The sequence below is a fragment of the Robertmurraya massiliosenegalensis JC6 genome, assembly GCF_000311725.1.
Lineage (GTDB): Bacteria > Bacillota > Bacilli > Bacillales > Cytobacillaceae > Robertmurraya > Robertmurraya massiliosenegalensis.
In genome coordinates this window covers 25084-39709 of sequence record NZ_HE978518.1, presented here as the reverse complement: position 1 = coordinate 39709, position 14626 = coordinate 25084, and the positions used below count along the sequence as shown (strand labels likewise).

General features: G+C 38.0%; 13 protein-coding genes and 1 riboswitch. Of the genes, 3 read left to right on the top strand and 10 right to left on the bottom strand.

Going from position 1 to position 14626, the window contains the following annotated elements; all coding sequences use genetic code 11:
* Positions 1–325 precede the first annotated feature (325 nt).
* From BMSHG_RS27255 to BMSHG_RS22340, 9 genes are all read right to left on the bottom strand, one after another.
* Positions 326–1351, bottom strand: coding sequence for a GGDEF domain-containing protein (locus tag BMSHG_RS27255; protein WP_019156693.1), 1026 nt, complete (start codon positions 1349–1351; stop codon positions 326–328).
* A 61-nt stretch (positions 1352–1412) separates the two neighbouring features.
* Positions 1413–1497, bottom strand: a riboswitch (cyclic di-GMP riboswitch).
* A 113-nt stretch (positions 1498–1610) separates the two neighbouring features.
* Positions 1611–2348, bottom strand: a complete 738-nt coding sequence (locus BMSHG_RS22375) for a sirohydrochlorin chelatase (protein WP_019156692.1) — start codon at positions 2346–2348, stop codon at positions 1611–1613.
* 18 nt (positions 2349–2366) lie between these two features.
* Positions 2367–3143, bottom strand: coding sequence for a uroporphyrinogen-III C-methyltransferase (gene cobA, locus BMSHG_RS22370; protein ID WP_019156691.1), 777 nt, complete (start codon positions 3141–3143; stop codon positions 2367–2369).
* Between the two features lie 18 nt (positions 3144–3161).
* Positions 3162–3758 carry an adenylyl-sulfate kinase gene (gene cysC / locus BMSHG_RS22365; RefSeq protein WP_019156690.1) on the bottom strand — a complete coding sequence of 199 codons (597 nt, stop codon included), beginning with the start codon at positions 3756–3758 and terminating at the stop codon, positions 3162–3164.
* Position 3759: 1 nt separating this feature from the next.
* Positions 3760–4920, bottom strand: coding sequence for a sulfate adenylyltransferase (gene sat, locus BMSHG_RS22360; protein ID WP_019156689.1), 1161 nt, complete (start codon positions 4918–4920; stop codon positions 3760–3762).
* A gap of 24 nt (positions 4921–4944) precedes the next feature.
* On the bottom strand, positions 4945–6024 hold the full coding sequence (locus BMSHG_RS26755; RefSeq protein WP_019156688.1) for an inorganic phosphate transporter: 1080 nt from the start codon (positions 6022–6024) through the stop codon (positions 4945–4947).
* Between the two features lie 14 nt (positions 6025–6038).
* Positions 6039–6755: a phosphoadenylyl-sulfate reductase gene (locus tag BMSHG_RS22350; protein WP_019156687.1), complete on the bottom strand. Its 717-nt coding sequence runs from the start codon at positions 6753–6755 to the stop codon at positions 6039–6041.
* A 27-nt stretch (positions 6756–6782) separates the two neighbouring features.
* Positions 6783–8507: an assimilatory sulfite reductase (NADPH) hemoprotein subunit gene (cysI, locus tag BMSHG_RS22345; protein ID WP_019156686.1), complete on the bottom strand. Its 1725-nt coding sequence runs from the start codon at positions 8505–8507 to the stop codon at positions 6783–6785.
* 20 nt (positions 8508–8527) lie between these two features.
* Positions 8528–10321, bottom strand: a complete 1794-nt coding sequence (locus BMSHG_RS22340) for an assimilatory sulfite reductase (NADPH) flavoprotein subunit (protein ID WP_019156685.1) — start codon at positions 10319–10321, stop codon at positions 8528–8530.
* A 211-nt stretch (positions 10322–10532) separates the two neighbouring features.
* Between BMSHG_RS22340 and BMSHG_RS22335 the strand changes: the two genes are divergently transcribed.
* Positions 10533–11417, top strand: coding sequence for a LysR family transcriptional regulator (locus BMSHG_RS22335; RefSeq protein WP_019156684.1), 885 nt, complete (start codon positions 10533–10535; stop codon positions 11415–11417).
* A 68-nt stretch (positions 11418–11485) separates the two neighbouring features.
* Positions 11486–11788 carry a DUF5634 family protein gene (locus BMSHG_RS22330; RefSeq protein ID WP_019156683.1) on the top strand — a complete coding sequence of 101 codons (303 nt, stop codon included), beginning with the start codon at positions 11486–11488 and terminating at the stop codon, positions 11786–11788.
* A 32-nt stretch (positions 11789–11820) separates the two neighbouring features.
* Here BMSHG_RS22330 and BMSHG_RS27250 read toward each other — a convergent pair whose 3' ends face one another.
* Positions 11821–13071 carry a sugar efflux transporter gene (locus tag BMSHG_RS27250; protein ID WP_019156682.1) on the bottom strand — a complete coding sequence of 417 codons (1251 nt, stop codon included), beginning with the start codon at positions 13069–13071 and terminating at the stop codon, positions 11821–11823.
* A gap of 270 nt (positions 13072–13341) precedes the next feature.
* Here BMSHG_RS27250 and BMSHG_RS22320 point away from each other — a divergent pair, with 270 nt between their 5' ends.
* Entirely contained in the window at positions 13342–14595 is a 1254-nt protein-coding gene (locus tag BMSHG_RS22320) for a PucR family transcriptional regulator (RefSeq protein ID WP_019156681.1), read from the top strand.
* Positions 14596–14626 lie beyond the last annotated feature (31 nt).

Below are 14626 nucleotides of genomic sequence, written 5' to 3'. Positions count from 1 at the left end.
CTTGTCAGGAAATTATAAATTCCCTCGATTTCATGTTCGAATAAACGGTAGGAATATCGGCATGAAAAAATAACAGGAAAAATTCCGCTTAATGAGCAAGCATCATGAAAAAGAGTCAAAATAACAGGAAAAATTCCTGCTATTCCTTCAAAAAATGCCAAAAGAAACGATTTTGCTCTCCATAAGCGGAAAATCTTCCGTTATTTCTCCTAAAAGGGATTCCATCGAGGAGATAACAGGAAAAATTCCGCTTAAGGGTGAGAGATGGTTGGATCGAATAAGACAAACCGGAAGCTTCCTACATTTTGTAGGAGCTTTGTTCATTTCAACAAACTCTTACTTGATTTTTCCCTTCCGATTTCGCTTCATAAAGGGCGATATCCGCTCTTTTAATTAAAGTCTCCTTTGTATCACCTGGAATATAATGGCTTACCCCAAAACTCCCTGTCAAATTTGAAATATCATGAAATCGATGCTTCTCAATACAATATCTTATATGTTCCGCTAATTTTCTAGCATTAAGGAGAGAAGCAGGTGATAATACCATGAATTCTTCTCCTCCCCAACGTCCAAAAATCTCATCGTTTCTCAAAGTATTGGAGATCACTTGGCTAAATTCTCGCAAAACCCGATCACCAACATCATGACCGAATTGGTCATTTATTTTCTTAAAATTATCAAGAACAATTAAAATAACCGATAACTCTTGCTTCGTGGTATTGGCTTTTTCCCAATATAGATCTAAATTTAAATCCAGCTTCCTTCTGTTTTGGACTTCTGTTAATGGATCAATATAGGCAGTTGATTTAATCGTTTTTAACTCAGAAAACATCCCGAAGGCAAACTGAGCATAGTAAAAAACGAAAATATAAACAATATTAGCAACATGGTATTGGATGAGTGAATCAACTGAGTTCGGTTCATAGGATGGAGCAAATTGAATTCCAATATGCGCAGTTAATGCCCATACAAGAAAAGAAAATAAAATTCCCTTTTTTCTTCCTAACGTTAAATAGATATAAACGACATATAAAGGCATCCATATCACAAAATCGCTGATTGAATCGTTCCTCTCTACCAGATTGACTTGCACAGATTGATAATATTGATTTAATTGATAGAGGCTAACTAAAAACAAATTGGAAAGCTCGATAAAGCGAAAATACCATCTTTTGTAGATCATGATCCAGCTGAAAATAAGGTAAAAGGCTAGTGTAACACTTAAATAATAGCTAATGACCGCATAGTATTCAGTTAAATTGTTGAGAAATAATGCGAGTATAATCAATGGCGCTGTAAATAAATAAATTTTACGTTTTAATTCATCCAAGCTTTCAATATGGTTAGGCACAAGTTGTCCCACTTTCTCATGAAAAAAAGCTAATCGATTCCGATTAACTTCTGCTTACTTAATCGGTAACTGGCTGGCATCGTATATGTACGTTAGCCCCTAAAGCTTTGCGTCTTCATCTTTCAACGAATTTGCCTTTTTCCACATTATTAAGTTACAATTTCCGATATAGGTATTTAGCCCTATCCATATTATAGTCCTTTAATGCTTGTCTTTTCAATTTATACGTCATCATTTATTTAATAACGCCTCAAAACATTCAAGCATAAACACTTGAATGTTTCATGTTCAAAACGGAACGTACAACTACAGTCTGTATCGCTTCATGACGGCTCAATGGTTCCACTTGAATGATTTTCGAGCCAAACTTTTTGCAACCTTTGTTGACTTCTGTTAAAAGAAGACCTGAAAAGAGCAGATAGGGTAGAACAATGACCCGATTCTTCGTTTTCTCAAGAATATGATCTAATCCTTCCTGAAAAGTTGGCGTAGCTGCAGCTAAATAACAAGTCGATAGGGCGGAAAATTTAAGCCGTGTTTGAATTCCTTTTTCTATCTTAGAAAAAGCACTATGTATATCTGGATCACTGCTTCCTCTACCGACAATTAATAGAGTATCATCTTTTGCTAAATCAGGTACTGCCTGTAATATTAAATCGGACATCGCATCGATTATTTCTTCTTGAACCCCGAACGCATCCGTAAGGACAACATTTATGTGAGGATATTGCTCTTTGAGGGAATTCATTACCTCAGGGATATCCTTTTTCATATGCCCAGCTTTCAGAAGGAGAATGGGCACAACGACAATATCAGTTGCTCCTCTTTCTACACATCGGATAAAACCTTCATTTATCGTCGGAGAAGTAAGCTCAAGAAAGCTCATTTCTTGTATATCAACCGGTACTTTTCCCATAATGGACTCGATAAAATGTCTCGCTTCTGTAGCTCCTATTTTTGAACGAGTACCGTGTCCTACATAAAGAACGGCCTTCATATCTTCACTCCCTTTTCATCAACCTTCAGCAGCTGTCATATAGGTTCTCATTTCTTCATTAAACCAATTCAATTGAGAACTCAGACTTACGACTTCTCCAATAACGATCATACTCGGATTAGAGATATTTTCTTTTTTTACCATTTCGCAAATAGTATCAAGCGTCCCAGTTACTGTCTTCTGTTCTGGCAATGTGCCCCAATGAATAAGAGCAATTGGCGTATTCTTATCTTTCCCATATTTCAGTAAATTGTTGATAATGGTTGGAAGTTGAGAAACCCCCATATAGACACAGATTGTATCGACACCATTTGCCAAATGATACCATTGCTGTTCTGCTGCTACATCTCCAACTTGATGCCCCGTAATGATGGCGAAGCTTTTACTTATATGACGATGGGTCACAGGGATGCCCGCATAAGCGGCAGCCCCAATCCCTGCAGTTATTCCCGGAACGACTTCAAACGGGATATGATTCTTCACACAGATTTGCGCTTCTTCACCGCCACGTCCAAATACAAACGGGTCTCCCCCTTTCAAACGCACAACTTGAAGACCTTTTTTTGCATATTTAACAAGAAAATGATTAATCGTTTCTTGTTTCATCGTATGTGCTTGTGGATGTTTTCCACAATAGATAAGCTGTGCGTCATCCTTTGCATACTGTAAAAGTCCTTTATTAACTAAGCGATCATAAAGAATCACATCTGCTTCTTTAATATAACGAAGACCTTTAACAGTAATTAATTCAGGGTCACCAGGACCAGCTCCAACTAAATATACTTTGCCAACCATTGCCCCCTCACCCTTCCATTACAGGAGATTTTTCTTTTGCAAAAAGCTTACTATTTTTTCAACGGACTCTTGAATCGTTAATTCATTTGTATGAATCACTAGATCTGGATGTAGTGGTGCTTCATATGGAGAGTGAATACCTGTAAAATCCTTAATTTCTCCTCTCCTTGCTTTTGCATAAAGCTGTTTTGGATCCCGTTTCTCACATTCTTCTATGGGACAATCAATATATATTTCAAAAAATTCATCGTCCTCAAACAGGGCACGAACATGATCCCTGTCAGACTGAAATGGAGAAATAAACGCTGTTGTGACAATTTTGCCACTATCGACAAATAATTTCGCAACTTCCCCAATACGTCTTATATTTTCCGTACGATCTTTTTCGCTAAAGCCTAAATCCTTATTCAGTCCATGGCGAATATTATCACCATCAAGAACGTATTCATTAATCCCATGGCGAAACAATTCACTTGAAATGGCATTGGCAATCGTTGACTTGCCAGAACCGGATAGTCCTGTGAACCATAAAACGCAGCTCCCATGCCCATTTTGATTTCGACGCTCTAATTTCGATATCGTTGTTTTATGCCATGTTAGATTTGTAGATTTCACTTCATCGGCCCCCTGTCACAGTTGTAGCTTCCTTTAGTCCATCGATTAGAACTTCGATCACTTCTTTTCTACTAAAAGTGGATGGTGGTAAAACCCCGTCTCTCAACATTTCTCTGACCTTTGTTCCAGAAAGAATGACACGGTCCTCTTTGCCATGTGGACAGGTCTTATCTGAAGCCATTCCTTCACATTTATTGCAATAGAAACTATGCTCAAAGAATAACGGTGTTATGCCTAATTCTTCTGTAGTAAACTCAGCGAAAATATGTTGAGCATCATAAGTACCATAATAATTTCCAACACCCGCATGGTCTCTTCCGACAATAAAATGAGTACAGCCAAAATTTTTACGAGCAATTGCGTGGAAAATGGCTTCTCTAGGTCCTGCATATCTCATCGCTGCTGGATAGACTCCAAGATGAACCCGTTCAGTAGGATAATAGTTTTCGAGTAAAGCTCGATAACTTTTTAAGCGAATATCAGCGGGGATGTCATCAGCTTTCGTCTCTCCAACTAATGGATTGACAAATAAGCCATCGACCGTTTCAAGTGCCACTTTTTGAATATATTCATGAGCTCGGTGAATCGGATTTCTCGTTTGAAAACCAACGATAGTTTTCCAGCCCTTCTTTTCAAACAAGGCACGTGTTTCTTTCGGTTCGTACCATACATCAGTGAAAATGCCCTTATCAGGCTTTTTTACAAGAATAATATCGCCTGCGACATATACACTGCCTCTTTGAAATAGATGCTTCACACCTGGATGTGCACTTTCTTCTGTTTTATATACTTCGATGGCTTCTTTTTGTAAATTTGGTTCATAGCATTCTGAGACAGTAATCATCCCATAGGTTTCATCATCAAAATTCAATTTATAGCTTTCACCGACAATTAATTCATTTGCAATCGCAGGAGTAACAGGCAGTGTAATCGGGATCGACCACACCGTCCCATCATCTAAACGCATATTTTCCACGACAGATTCATAGTCTTTCCTTCCAAGAAAGCCTGTAAGCGGACTAAAAAGGCCAATTCCGATTAATTCAAGATCACTCAATGCAATGGCATCAATATTGATTTCTTTTTTTATCGATTTGATATCGAATTCAGGTTGATATAATTGGATTAATGTTCCACCATGTGGACTTGGCAAAAAAGACAACTCTCTCAATCCTTTCAATTTAAATTAGCTTTTTTCAGTTAAAGATGTTTCCTTTCTCGTTTGTGCTGGAATCTGGACATTTTTTCTTCGGATAGAGAAAACAGTTCCAATTATGACGAAAAACACGAAAGAAAGGATGAGCATTGGATAGAAATTTTTCTCAATGATCCATTGGACCAGACTATAAGAAAGCACCATCGAAATGATCGGGGATACAACCCAAACGATTAATAATTGGACGACAATTTTCTTTTTTAATACAGCAACTCCATCCTTTACAAAACCGATGCCGATAATAGAACTTGTCGTGATTTGTGTTAAAGGCACAGGTATTCCAAATAGGGACGCAGTGATAACGATACTTGCCCCTGTTCCAGAAATAATGCACCCATCTTCTAGACGAATGTTCGTTATTTTCTTTCCGTTCGTCTCCAGAACTCTTTTTCCTAAGACAAGTGCTCCGATAGCAACGAACAAGCCTCCCCACAAGATCCCTGATTGGGTCGAAAGAATTTCTGCTCCAACTAAGGGGCCAACTGCGTTTGCGACATTGTTCATCCCAGCGGAAAAGGCCTCAAACATCCCCATCACAATGACTATCGTTGGTAACGTACGACTGATCGAGGGCTTTTTAAGCCACGATTTCATGCCCTTGAACTTGAGAAACATCGAAGCGATCACAGCCATGATAAAGGCAACAATAGGTGTAAGCACCCAAAATAGTAAAATCCATACTAATTTATCCATAAAAAGAGATTGATAGACAATTCCAACTCCGACGATGGCACCTACAACAACCTCACTTGTCGATAATGGAATTCCTAATATATTTGCCAAAAATAATGATAAAGCGGCTGAAAGTAGGACGAGGATCGTAACCGAAACCGTAAATGTATTTCCTGGAACAATCCCGCTCCCTAATGTTTTCACAACTTCTCCGCCACCTAAATAGGCCCCAAGAAATACAGCAATGGCACAAAGAAATAATGCCATTCCCTTTTTAACAACGCCCGTTCCATAAGCAATCCCCATGGATGCAGCAGCACCAGAGGCACCAATGTTAAGGGCAAAAAACAACGCAATGAGAATGGCCAAGATAACCATCGTGCCAACCTCCTCTAGCTTGTGTGAAGTCCACACTCCGTCTTGCTACTACCAGACCAGCGGCCCGCTCTAGAATCACCATCTACCGCTACCGGTTGAGTACATGGAAAACAACCGATACTTGGATATTGATGATCATGCAATTCATTGTATGGAAGTTCATGTGCTTTAATATATGCCCAAATTTCGTCCCACGTCCAATGAATCAACGGGCATATTTTTATATTTTTAAATTTTTCATCCTTATTGAGAAATTCTGTATGAGTTCTTGAAGGGGACTGTTCTCTTCTAAGCCCTGAAATCCAAGCTTCTTTTTCACCAATTGCTTCACGTAACGGTACGACCTTGCGAATATGGCAGCACTGATTCGCATCCCGTTTCCATAATGCCGTACCAAATTTCTCTGCTTGCTGGTCTAATGTAAGTGCTGGTTTCTTTTTTTCAATTCGTAGTGTTGGAAACCGTTTCTCCATTTTCTCGATGACCTCATACGTTTCTGGAAAATGTAAATCCGTATCTAAAAACACGATATGGGCATCAGGCTTTACTTGATGAATGAGGTCAATTAAGACAATCCCTTCCGCTCCAAAGCTTGAAGCATAGGAGATTTTTTCCTCGGGATACATTTGGTATGCCCATTCAATAACGGAGCGAGCTCCTTTATATTCTTCATCTACTTCAAATAGATGCGAAATGGACTGCCAGTGTTCGTAGGTAATCTTGGTTTTCATCAGTTAAACCTCCTTTATTCACTTAGCTTACTGTAAATCATGAAAATTGGTTCCATCCGTCGTTTCATTCACGATCCCTACACGGATAACAAAATCGCCAAAATGTTCTCCTTCTTCTCTTTCTTTTGCATATCTTGATAGAAGCCCTTTTAGTTCTGAAAGAATCTCTTCTTCCCCGATATTTTCGAGATACAATTTGCTAAGGCGACTACCATCAAATCCCGCCCCTAGATACATATTGTATTTTCCTAATGATTTGCCGATAAAACCAATTTCTCCAAGTGCATGTCTCGCACACCCGTTAGGACATCCCGTCATTCGGATCGTAATTTCTTCGTCACGAAGTCCATTTTCGTCTACAATTGTTTCAATTTTATCAATCAGTGTAGGTAGATAGCGCTCTGCCTCTGCCATCGACAAACCACATGTTGGTAGGGCCACGCAGGCCATTGAATTTCGTCGCAAAGCACTGAAATGCTGTCCATCCGTTAAACCGTATTTTTCCAACAACTCGTTTATTTGTTTTTTATGATGACTCGATACATTGGCAATAATTAAGTTTTGGTTTGGAGTTAGTCGAAAATCACCTTTGTGAACTTTAGCAATTTCTCGAATTCCTGTTTTGATTTTTATATTCTCAAAATCTTTCACTCTACCACCTTCAACAAAAAGGGTGAAATTCCATTTTCCTTTTATCCCTTTTACCCAACCATAACGATCCCCATTATGCTCAAACTTAAAGGGCTTTGCCTCTGCCAATTCCCATCCAAGGCGATTGTGTAGTTCTTCCTTTAACGTTGGGAGTCCGAGACGATCGACCGTGTATTTAAAACGGGCATTTTTCCGATTGGAACGATTTCCATAATCTCGCTGTACGGTAATAATCTTTTCGGCGACATCAACTATTTGTTCTGGTGTGCAAAACCCGATCACTTTAGCAATTTGTGGATACGTTTCCTTATCTCCATGAGTCATCCCCATTCCACCGCCAATGGCGACGTTAAAGCCTATAAGCTTGTCATCTTCAACAATTGCGATATATCCTAAATCTTGTGAAAAGACATCAACATCATTGGAAGGTGGGATTGCTACACCAATTTTAAATTTCCTTGGCAAGTAAACTGGACCATACATTGGTTCTACTTCTTCCACTTCAGGACTACTGAATACTTTTTCTTCATCGAGCCAAATTTCATGATAAGCCCTAGTTTTCGGTAGAAGATCATCGCTTAGTTTCTTCGACCATTCGTACACTTCAGCGTGGAGTTCTGATTGAAAAGGGTTAGCGTTACTCATCACGTTCCGGTTCACATCGCCACAAGCAGCGATTGTATCCAATAGTACTTGATTAATTTCCTGCATCGTTTCTTTCATATTCCATTTTAAAATTCCGTGCATTTGAAATGTTTGTCTTGTTGTTAGCTTTAATGTATGATTGCCATATTTTTCTGCGATTTCGTCCATCATAAGCCATTGCTCTGTAGTTGCTACACCACCTGGAAGACGGACACGGATCATAAATTGATAGGCTGGTTCTAGCTTTTGCTTTTGCCTTTGATTCCGTAGATCTCGATCATCTTGCTGATAACTTCCATGAAATTTTAACAATTGATTTGAATTTTCAGATATACATGCCTGCAAAGGGTCTGCCATTTCTTCTTTCAATGTTCCGCGTAAAAATTGGCTCTCTCTTTTTAATTTTTCATTGATGCTTGGAGGTCCATCAGGTGCTTTTATCGATTTATTTCCCATACTGTCAAACTCCTTTCAATTCAATATACATCTCGTAAATAGCGCTTTTGTTGTTGAAGCTTTGCTACGTACTCTTCCGCTTCCAGACGACTTAAGTTCCCTTCCTTCTCGATGATTTCAATGAGCGTTTCATGGACATCCTTCGCCATATTTTTTTCATCTCCACAAATATAAAGAACAGCTCCTCCTTGTAGCCAGGCGAATAATTCCTTGCTTTCTTCTTTCATTCGTTGCTGCACATAAACTTTTTCCTTCCCATCACGAGAAAATGCAACATTCAGCTTGGTTAAAACACCATTGTTTAGCCATTGATTCCACTCTGTTTGATAGAGAAAATCGGTCATAAAATGTTGGTCACCGAAGAATAACCAAGACCTCCCCGTTGCTCCCTGTTCTTCTCGTTCCTGCATAAAAGCTCTGAATGGAGCGACTCCTGTCCCAGGACCAACCATGATGATGGCTGTAGCTGGATCGTCTGGTAAGCGAAAATGTTCATTTGTTTGGATAAAAACAGGTATCTTGTCCCCTATCTCTAATCTTTCTGCACATAAAGTCGAGCATACCCCTTTTCTTTCCCGTCCATTGGCGCTATATCTTACTGCACCTACAGTTAAATGGACTTCCTCTGGATTAGCGTCATAACTACTAGCAATGGAGTATAAGCGAGGAGGAATTTTCCGGAGAACGGAGACAAAATCTTGTGCCGTATTCCCCCATACACTAAAATCATTGATCGCATCGAGTAAATCCCGACCTTCAATATAACTTCTCAGTTTCTTTTCATTCCCTTTTGCTAACAAATCATTTAAGCGATCATGTTGGAGAAACTCTTGTATTTTTTGTAAAAGAGGTTTCGTCAAGACCGTTATCTCGTAATAACTCGTAATCGCCTCTTTGAACGATAAAATATCTCCTTGCTTATTGATGGTGACCGTTTCATCAGGACTCCAATTCGATGCTTGTATCAGTTCCTCAACTAATTGTGGGTCATTATCCGGAATTACACCTACACTATCGCCCGGTTTATAACTTAACCCTGAACCTTCTAGTGATAATTCTATATGGTGTGTTTCTTTATTCGAACCACTCCCGTTTAAATTGAAGTTTTCTAATACCTCGGCTTTAAAAGGATTGCTTCGTGAATAGGAAGAAGTTGTTGGAACAGAAGTTACCACGTTTGATCCTGCCTGATCCTTTGATAGATTCGAATCATTTAAGCTTTTGATAACTCCTTCTAACCATTCATCAGCTGGTTCCTCAAAATCCAGATCACAATCAAAGCGGGGATAAATCCTCGTTCCACCCAGTTCTTCTAATCGTTGGTCAAATTCTTTTCCTACCTGACAGAAAAACTCGTAAGAACTATCCCCTAAAGCTAAAACGGAATAGTTTAGTTTTTCAAGCTTTGGTGCCCGTTTCCCATGTATGAACTCATGAAAAATGATGGCATTATCAGGTGGGTCACCTTCTCCATGTGTACTAACAAGGAGTAGAAGGTTGTCGACTTTTTTTAGTTGATTCGGTTTAAAATCATTCATCGCAAAGATATTTACCTTAAAACCATTCCTTTCAAGTCTGTCTTTTGCTTTTTTTGACAGTCCTTGTGCGTTCCCTGTTTGTGACCCGTAAAGGATTGCCACTTCCTTCGGTGCTGATTTAACTTGTTCTGTTACTGGATCTTCCTGCATCGTTATCGAACCTGATAAATATCCACTTAACCAGATTTTTTGTGAATCTGTTAATGTCGCAAGTAACTGATTGATGAGTTTTGCTTGTTCCTGATTAAATGGACTGTTCCCTACTTGTATTTGCAATACTATCCACCTCGCAAAAAATTTGGTAATATATCATTATATTTACTTTTCCTATCAAATAAGTTGGTTTTAAAGTTAAAAAAAATTCTCATGTTCTGTTTTTTCAAAAACCTTTTATTTAATTCAAAACTTTAACGAAGAAATGGCTATATGTAAAATAATTTTAAATAATCGGAATCATCAACATTCCTAATCATAAGGTGGGAGATCGATGCAATTAGAAGAATTGAAAACATTTGTGACATTAGCTGAAGTGAAAAACTTTACAAAAACCGCTGATAAACTTCTCATGTCTCAACCGACGGTCAGCCTCCATATTAAAAACTTGGAAAAGGAATTCAATACCGAATTATTTCAACGTTCACCTAAATTTTTAAAAATTACTCCAAGTGGACAGTTATTGTTACAGCGTGCAAAGAAAATTATTGAAGTCTATGACATTGCAAAACAAGAAATTCTCGAATTTCATCACAAAATTGCTGGTAAGCTAACCATTGGTGCAAGCTATACAATTGGAGAGTACATCCTACCCTCGATCCTATGTAACCTCCAAGAGAAATATCCTGCTCTTGAGATTGAAATGATGATTGGCAATCGAGAGGAAATTCTCCAATTTGTTCGACAATTTCAAATCGATATAGGATTTATTGAAGGTGAAGCGATAGAAAAGGATTTGCGAATCATCCCGTTTATGGCGGAAGAATTCTTTATTGTTTCCTCGCCTGATCATCAACTTGCGAGAAAAGAGGAGATTAGCTTTCACGAGCTAAAAAAGGAGACATGGTTATCAAGAGAAGTCGGTTCTGGAAATCGAGATTTTCTATTAGAAATCTTAAGTACAAATGGACTAAAAATACATTCACTTCTCACCATGAATAGCATTCAAGCCATCAAAGAATCGGTTATTAATGGTTTAGGAGTATCCTTGCTTTCTAAACATGCGATAAAAAGAGAATTGGAGCATCATTACTTAGCAATTCTTCCACTGAGAAATCAAGACTTTAAAAGAACATTTTCTTACGTATACTCACCCATTATGGAAAATAATAAAAATGTCGAAGCATTTATTAACGTAATTGAGGAAAAATGGAGATGAAGCAACTGGATATTTTTTGTATGACGACACATATTAAATACATCTGATGGTTGAAAGGAGTATACAAAGTGGAGTACATAACACGCTCTAACCTCATTGAGGGATTACAAGAACCATTCCAACAATATCTAGAACAATTTGAACTTGATGAAATCGGGATTTATGAAGAAGATGGGCAGGATGATATTACCCATATGGGCTACACAGTAACTAAAAATGGTCAAACCTATCACCTACATACGTCATTTCGCAAAAATGAGCAGGAACGTCTAACACCATTAAATAATCTTTGGACTTTAGAACGTGACGAACCAAGCAGCGAAGATCGAACTGGTTATCGAGATCTGGAAAGTATATTTCGTGAAATCTAACAAAACTCCGAGCATGTCGGAGTTTTGTTTATTTAAAGCCTCTGCCCCTCTGCTTTATTTAATTTGAGAGTGATTTTCTCTTTCCCAAATAAAAATAACAATAAAAAACCAACTCCTGCAAAGGCAGAATATATCAAGACGAGATTACCATAGTTGATAAATTCAGAAATGAACCCGAACAGTAAATACCCGACCGTTTGCCCGATTTGTGTCGCATTCATATAAAGAGTTGTAGCTGTCCCTTGTGCTTCTGGTATAAAATCCTGAAAGTAGGAAATCGCAATGCCAGCAGTGATCGACACTTGTGCTGCACTTAATATTTGCAGCGGATAAATTTGCCATGTTTCTGTAACAAAGCTGAACAATAGAAAATAGGTAAAAGCAATGAAAAAGCCTATTTTCACTAATAATCCATTATCCATTTTTGTAGCAAGAATACCTAAAGCGATCATAAATGGCACTTCGAAGATTGGAGGAACACTGAATATGATTCCTACATCCATTTCTGTTCCATTTAGTACCTTTGTTACAAACTGGGGAACGTTTAACATATGAATCGATGTAGCAGTAGCAAGTAGCAAAGCTGCGGCAAGATTTGCGACAATATGCGGTTTGATCAGATATTTATTTACCTTCATTGGCTCTTTTAATGCATCCGTTTGCTTTTGGAGATCCTTTAAAAAGAAGAAAATCGTTAAGAAGGCAAGTAAATATCCTCCTGCCACAAATAAAAATAACCCTCTAAATCCAACCATGATTAATAACCAAGAGCCTAATGCTGGTCCAATCGTCCATGAAAGAGCAAAAAACATTCGAAAGATATTCATGATGAAGGGAGTTTCTTGACTTGGAATTTCCGCTGCCTTTAGCGTATCTCTCGCATATGCCCAAAGTTGTGGCACTGCGGCAGCTGTTGTACCTAGTAATACAAAAGCAGTCAACATGAGTGGGATGTACTCACGTAAAAATGCAAATAACGCATAACCAAGAATTCCTGTGAACGAGGTTAGCAGTAATAATGTTTTCCGACTTGTTTTCGAGTCTGAACGTTTGGCGATATAACTACTGATCAGCACCCCGCCGAGCGCCAACACAGTCATAAAAATGCCAAAACTGACATTGCTCATTCCAACTTCATCAATTCCAAAAAGCGAAGAAAATGGCACAAAAAAAGACATCGACATACCAAATATAGTATTAATAAGAAAAAGAATCGGAAAGGATGGAATTTTCCAAACGAGTAATATTTTTTCTTTAACGGCTAACAACTTGATGTTTTTCATACACAGCATCTATCCTTACATGTAAAATAGGAAACTAAAACAATCTTAATCAATCAGAAGTGCGGACGCAAATATATTTTATGGTTATTCCATAAAGATTCACTCGACGTAAAATGATTTTTGATCTTAACCTGGAGCTTTCATCCTGTTATAACCATCTACCTCTCTTAACTCATATACAATAAGTGAAAAATTCGACACTTTATATACAAGCCCTAAAACGTAAGATATGATTATACATATTCCAGATTTATAAGGAGAACGAGTGACATGGATTCATATCGTAAAAATGACAATCCGTTTAAAGGCAGTTATAAAACGTTGGAAAGCCTTGTTGACCGGATAAGTGATGTATTTCAGTGTCCAGTTACCATTGAAGATGCTAATCATCGCCTCCTTGCGTATAGCAAGCATAGTGAAGAAACAGACCAAGCGAGAATTCAGACGATAATTGGGCGGAGAGTCCCTGAAAAGGTCATCAATAGCTTATGGAAAAATAATATTTTACCGAAAATTAATCGTACCGACGATCCTGTACGGATTCCCCATATCGAAGAAGTGGGACTCGGAGATCGAATTGCGATAGCCATTCATAAAAACGATGATATACTCGGCTATATTTGGGCATTAGAAGTTGAAAAGAAATTTACAGATGAGGACTTCTCCCTATTTAAACTGGCAGCACAAGCGGTGAAAAATCAGCTATTGCCAATAAAAGGTCAGCAAAATGAAACAGATGAAGGAATGAAAGATTTCTTTTGGCAACTCCTGACAGGCACGATTCACTCTAAAAAAGAAGTTCGGGACAAGTTTGCAGAATTTCATATTTTGCCTCCCACCCGCTTTTCTGTCGTTGTCTTACAATTTCATGAATCCATTACACAAGAAAATCAACAACAAATTTCCTATCTTCTCTTGACGACACAACAATTGAAAATTATTTTCCATGTTATAGATGAAAGAGAAGTTATATTACTAACGGGTCCGTACAAAGATGAAATTTCCGAACGTCATTTAACAACATTCATCGAAGAATTTATTTCTCATATGAAGAAAAGATTCAATATTGAATCCATCGCTGGAGGATGTGGAACGATTTTTGAAGATTATTTAGAAGTAGAACGGAGTTATCAGGAGGCCCTTACTGTTCTTCAAAGTAAGAAACGGTTCCCTGAAGAAGCTGCACGACTATTAAGTTATCAGCGACTAGGAATTTATCGCTATTTAGATATCGTTTTGGCAAAAAATCGGTTGGAAAAATATGAAAACCATTCGTTGAAAAAGCTGAAACAATATGATTTAGAGCATCATACTCAACTTTTTCAAACATTGGAAACCTATTTGAATTTTGATAGTAATATGAATGAGGCAGCGAAAGCATTGCACATACATTTAAATACTCTAAGCTATCGGTTAAAAAGAATCGCTGAAATCGGAGAGGTAAATTTACGTGATGCTTTTCAAAAAGTCGCTTTATTTATTGATTTAAAGCTCGAGCAACTTCAGGAAAAGGAGCGTTTGTGAAATTTCACAAATGAGCCATTTCCTTTTTTAT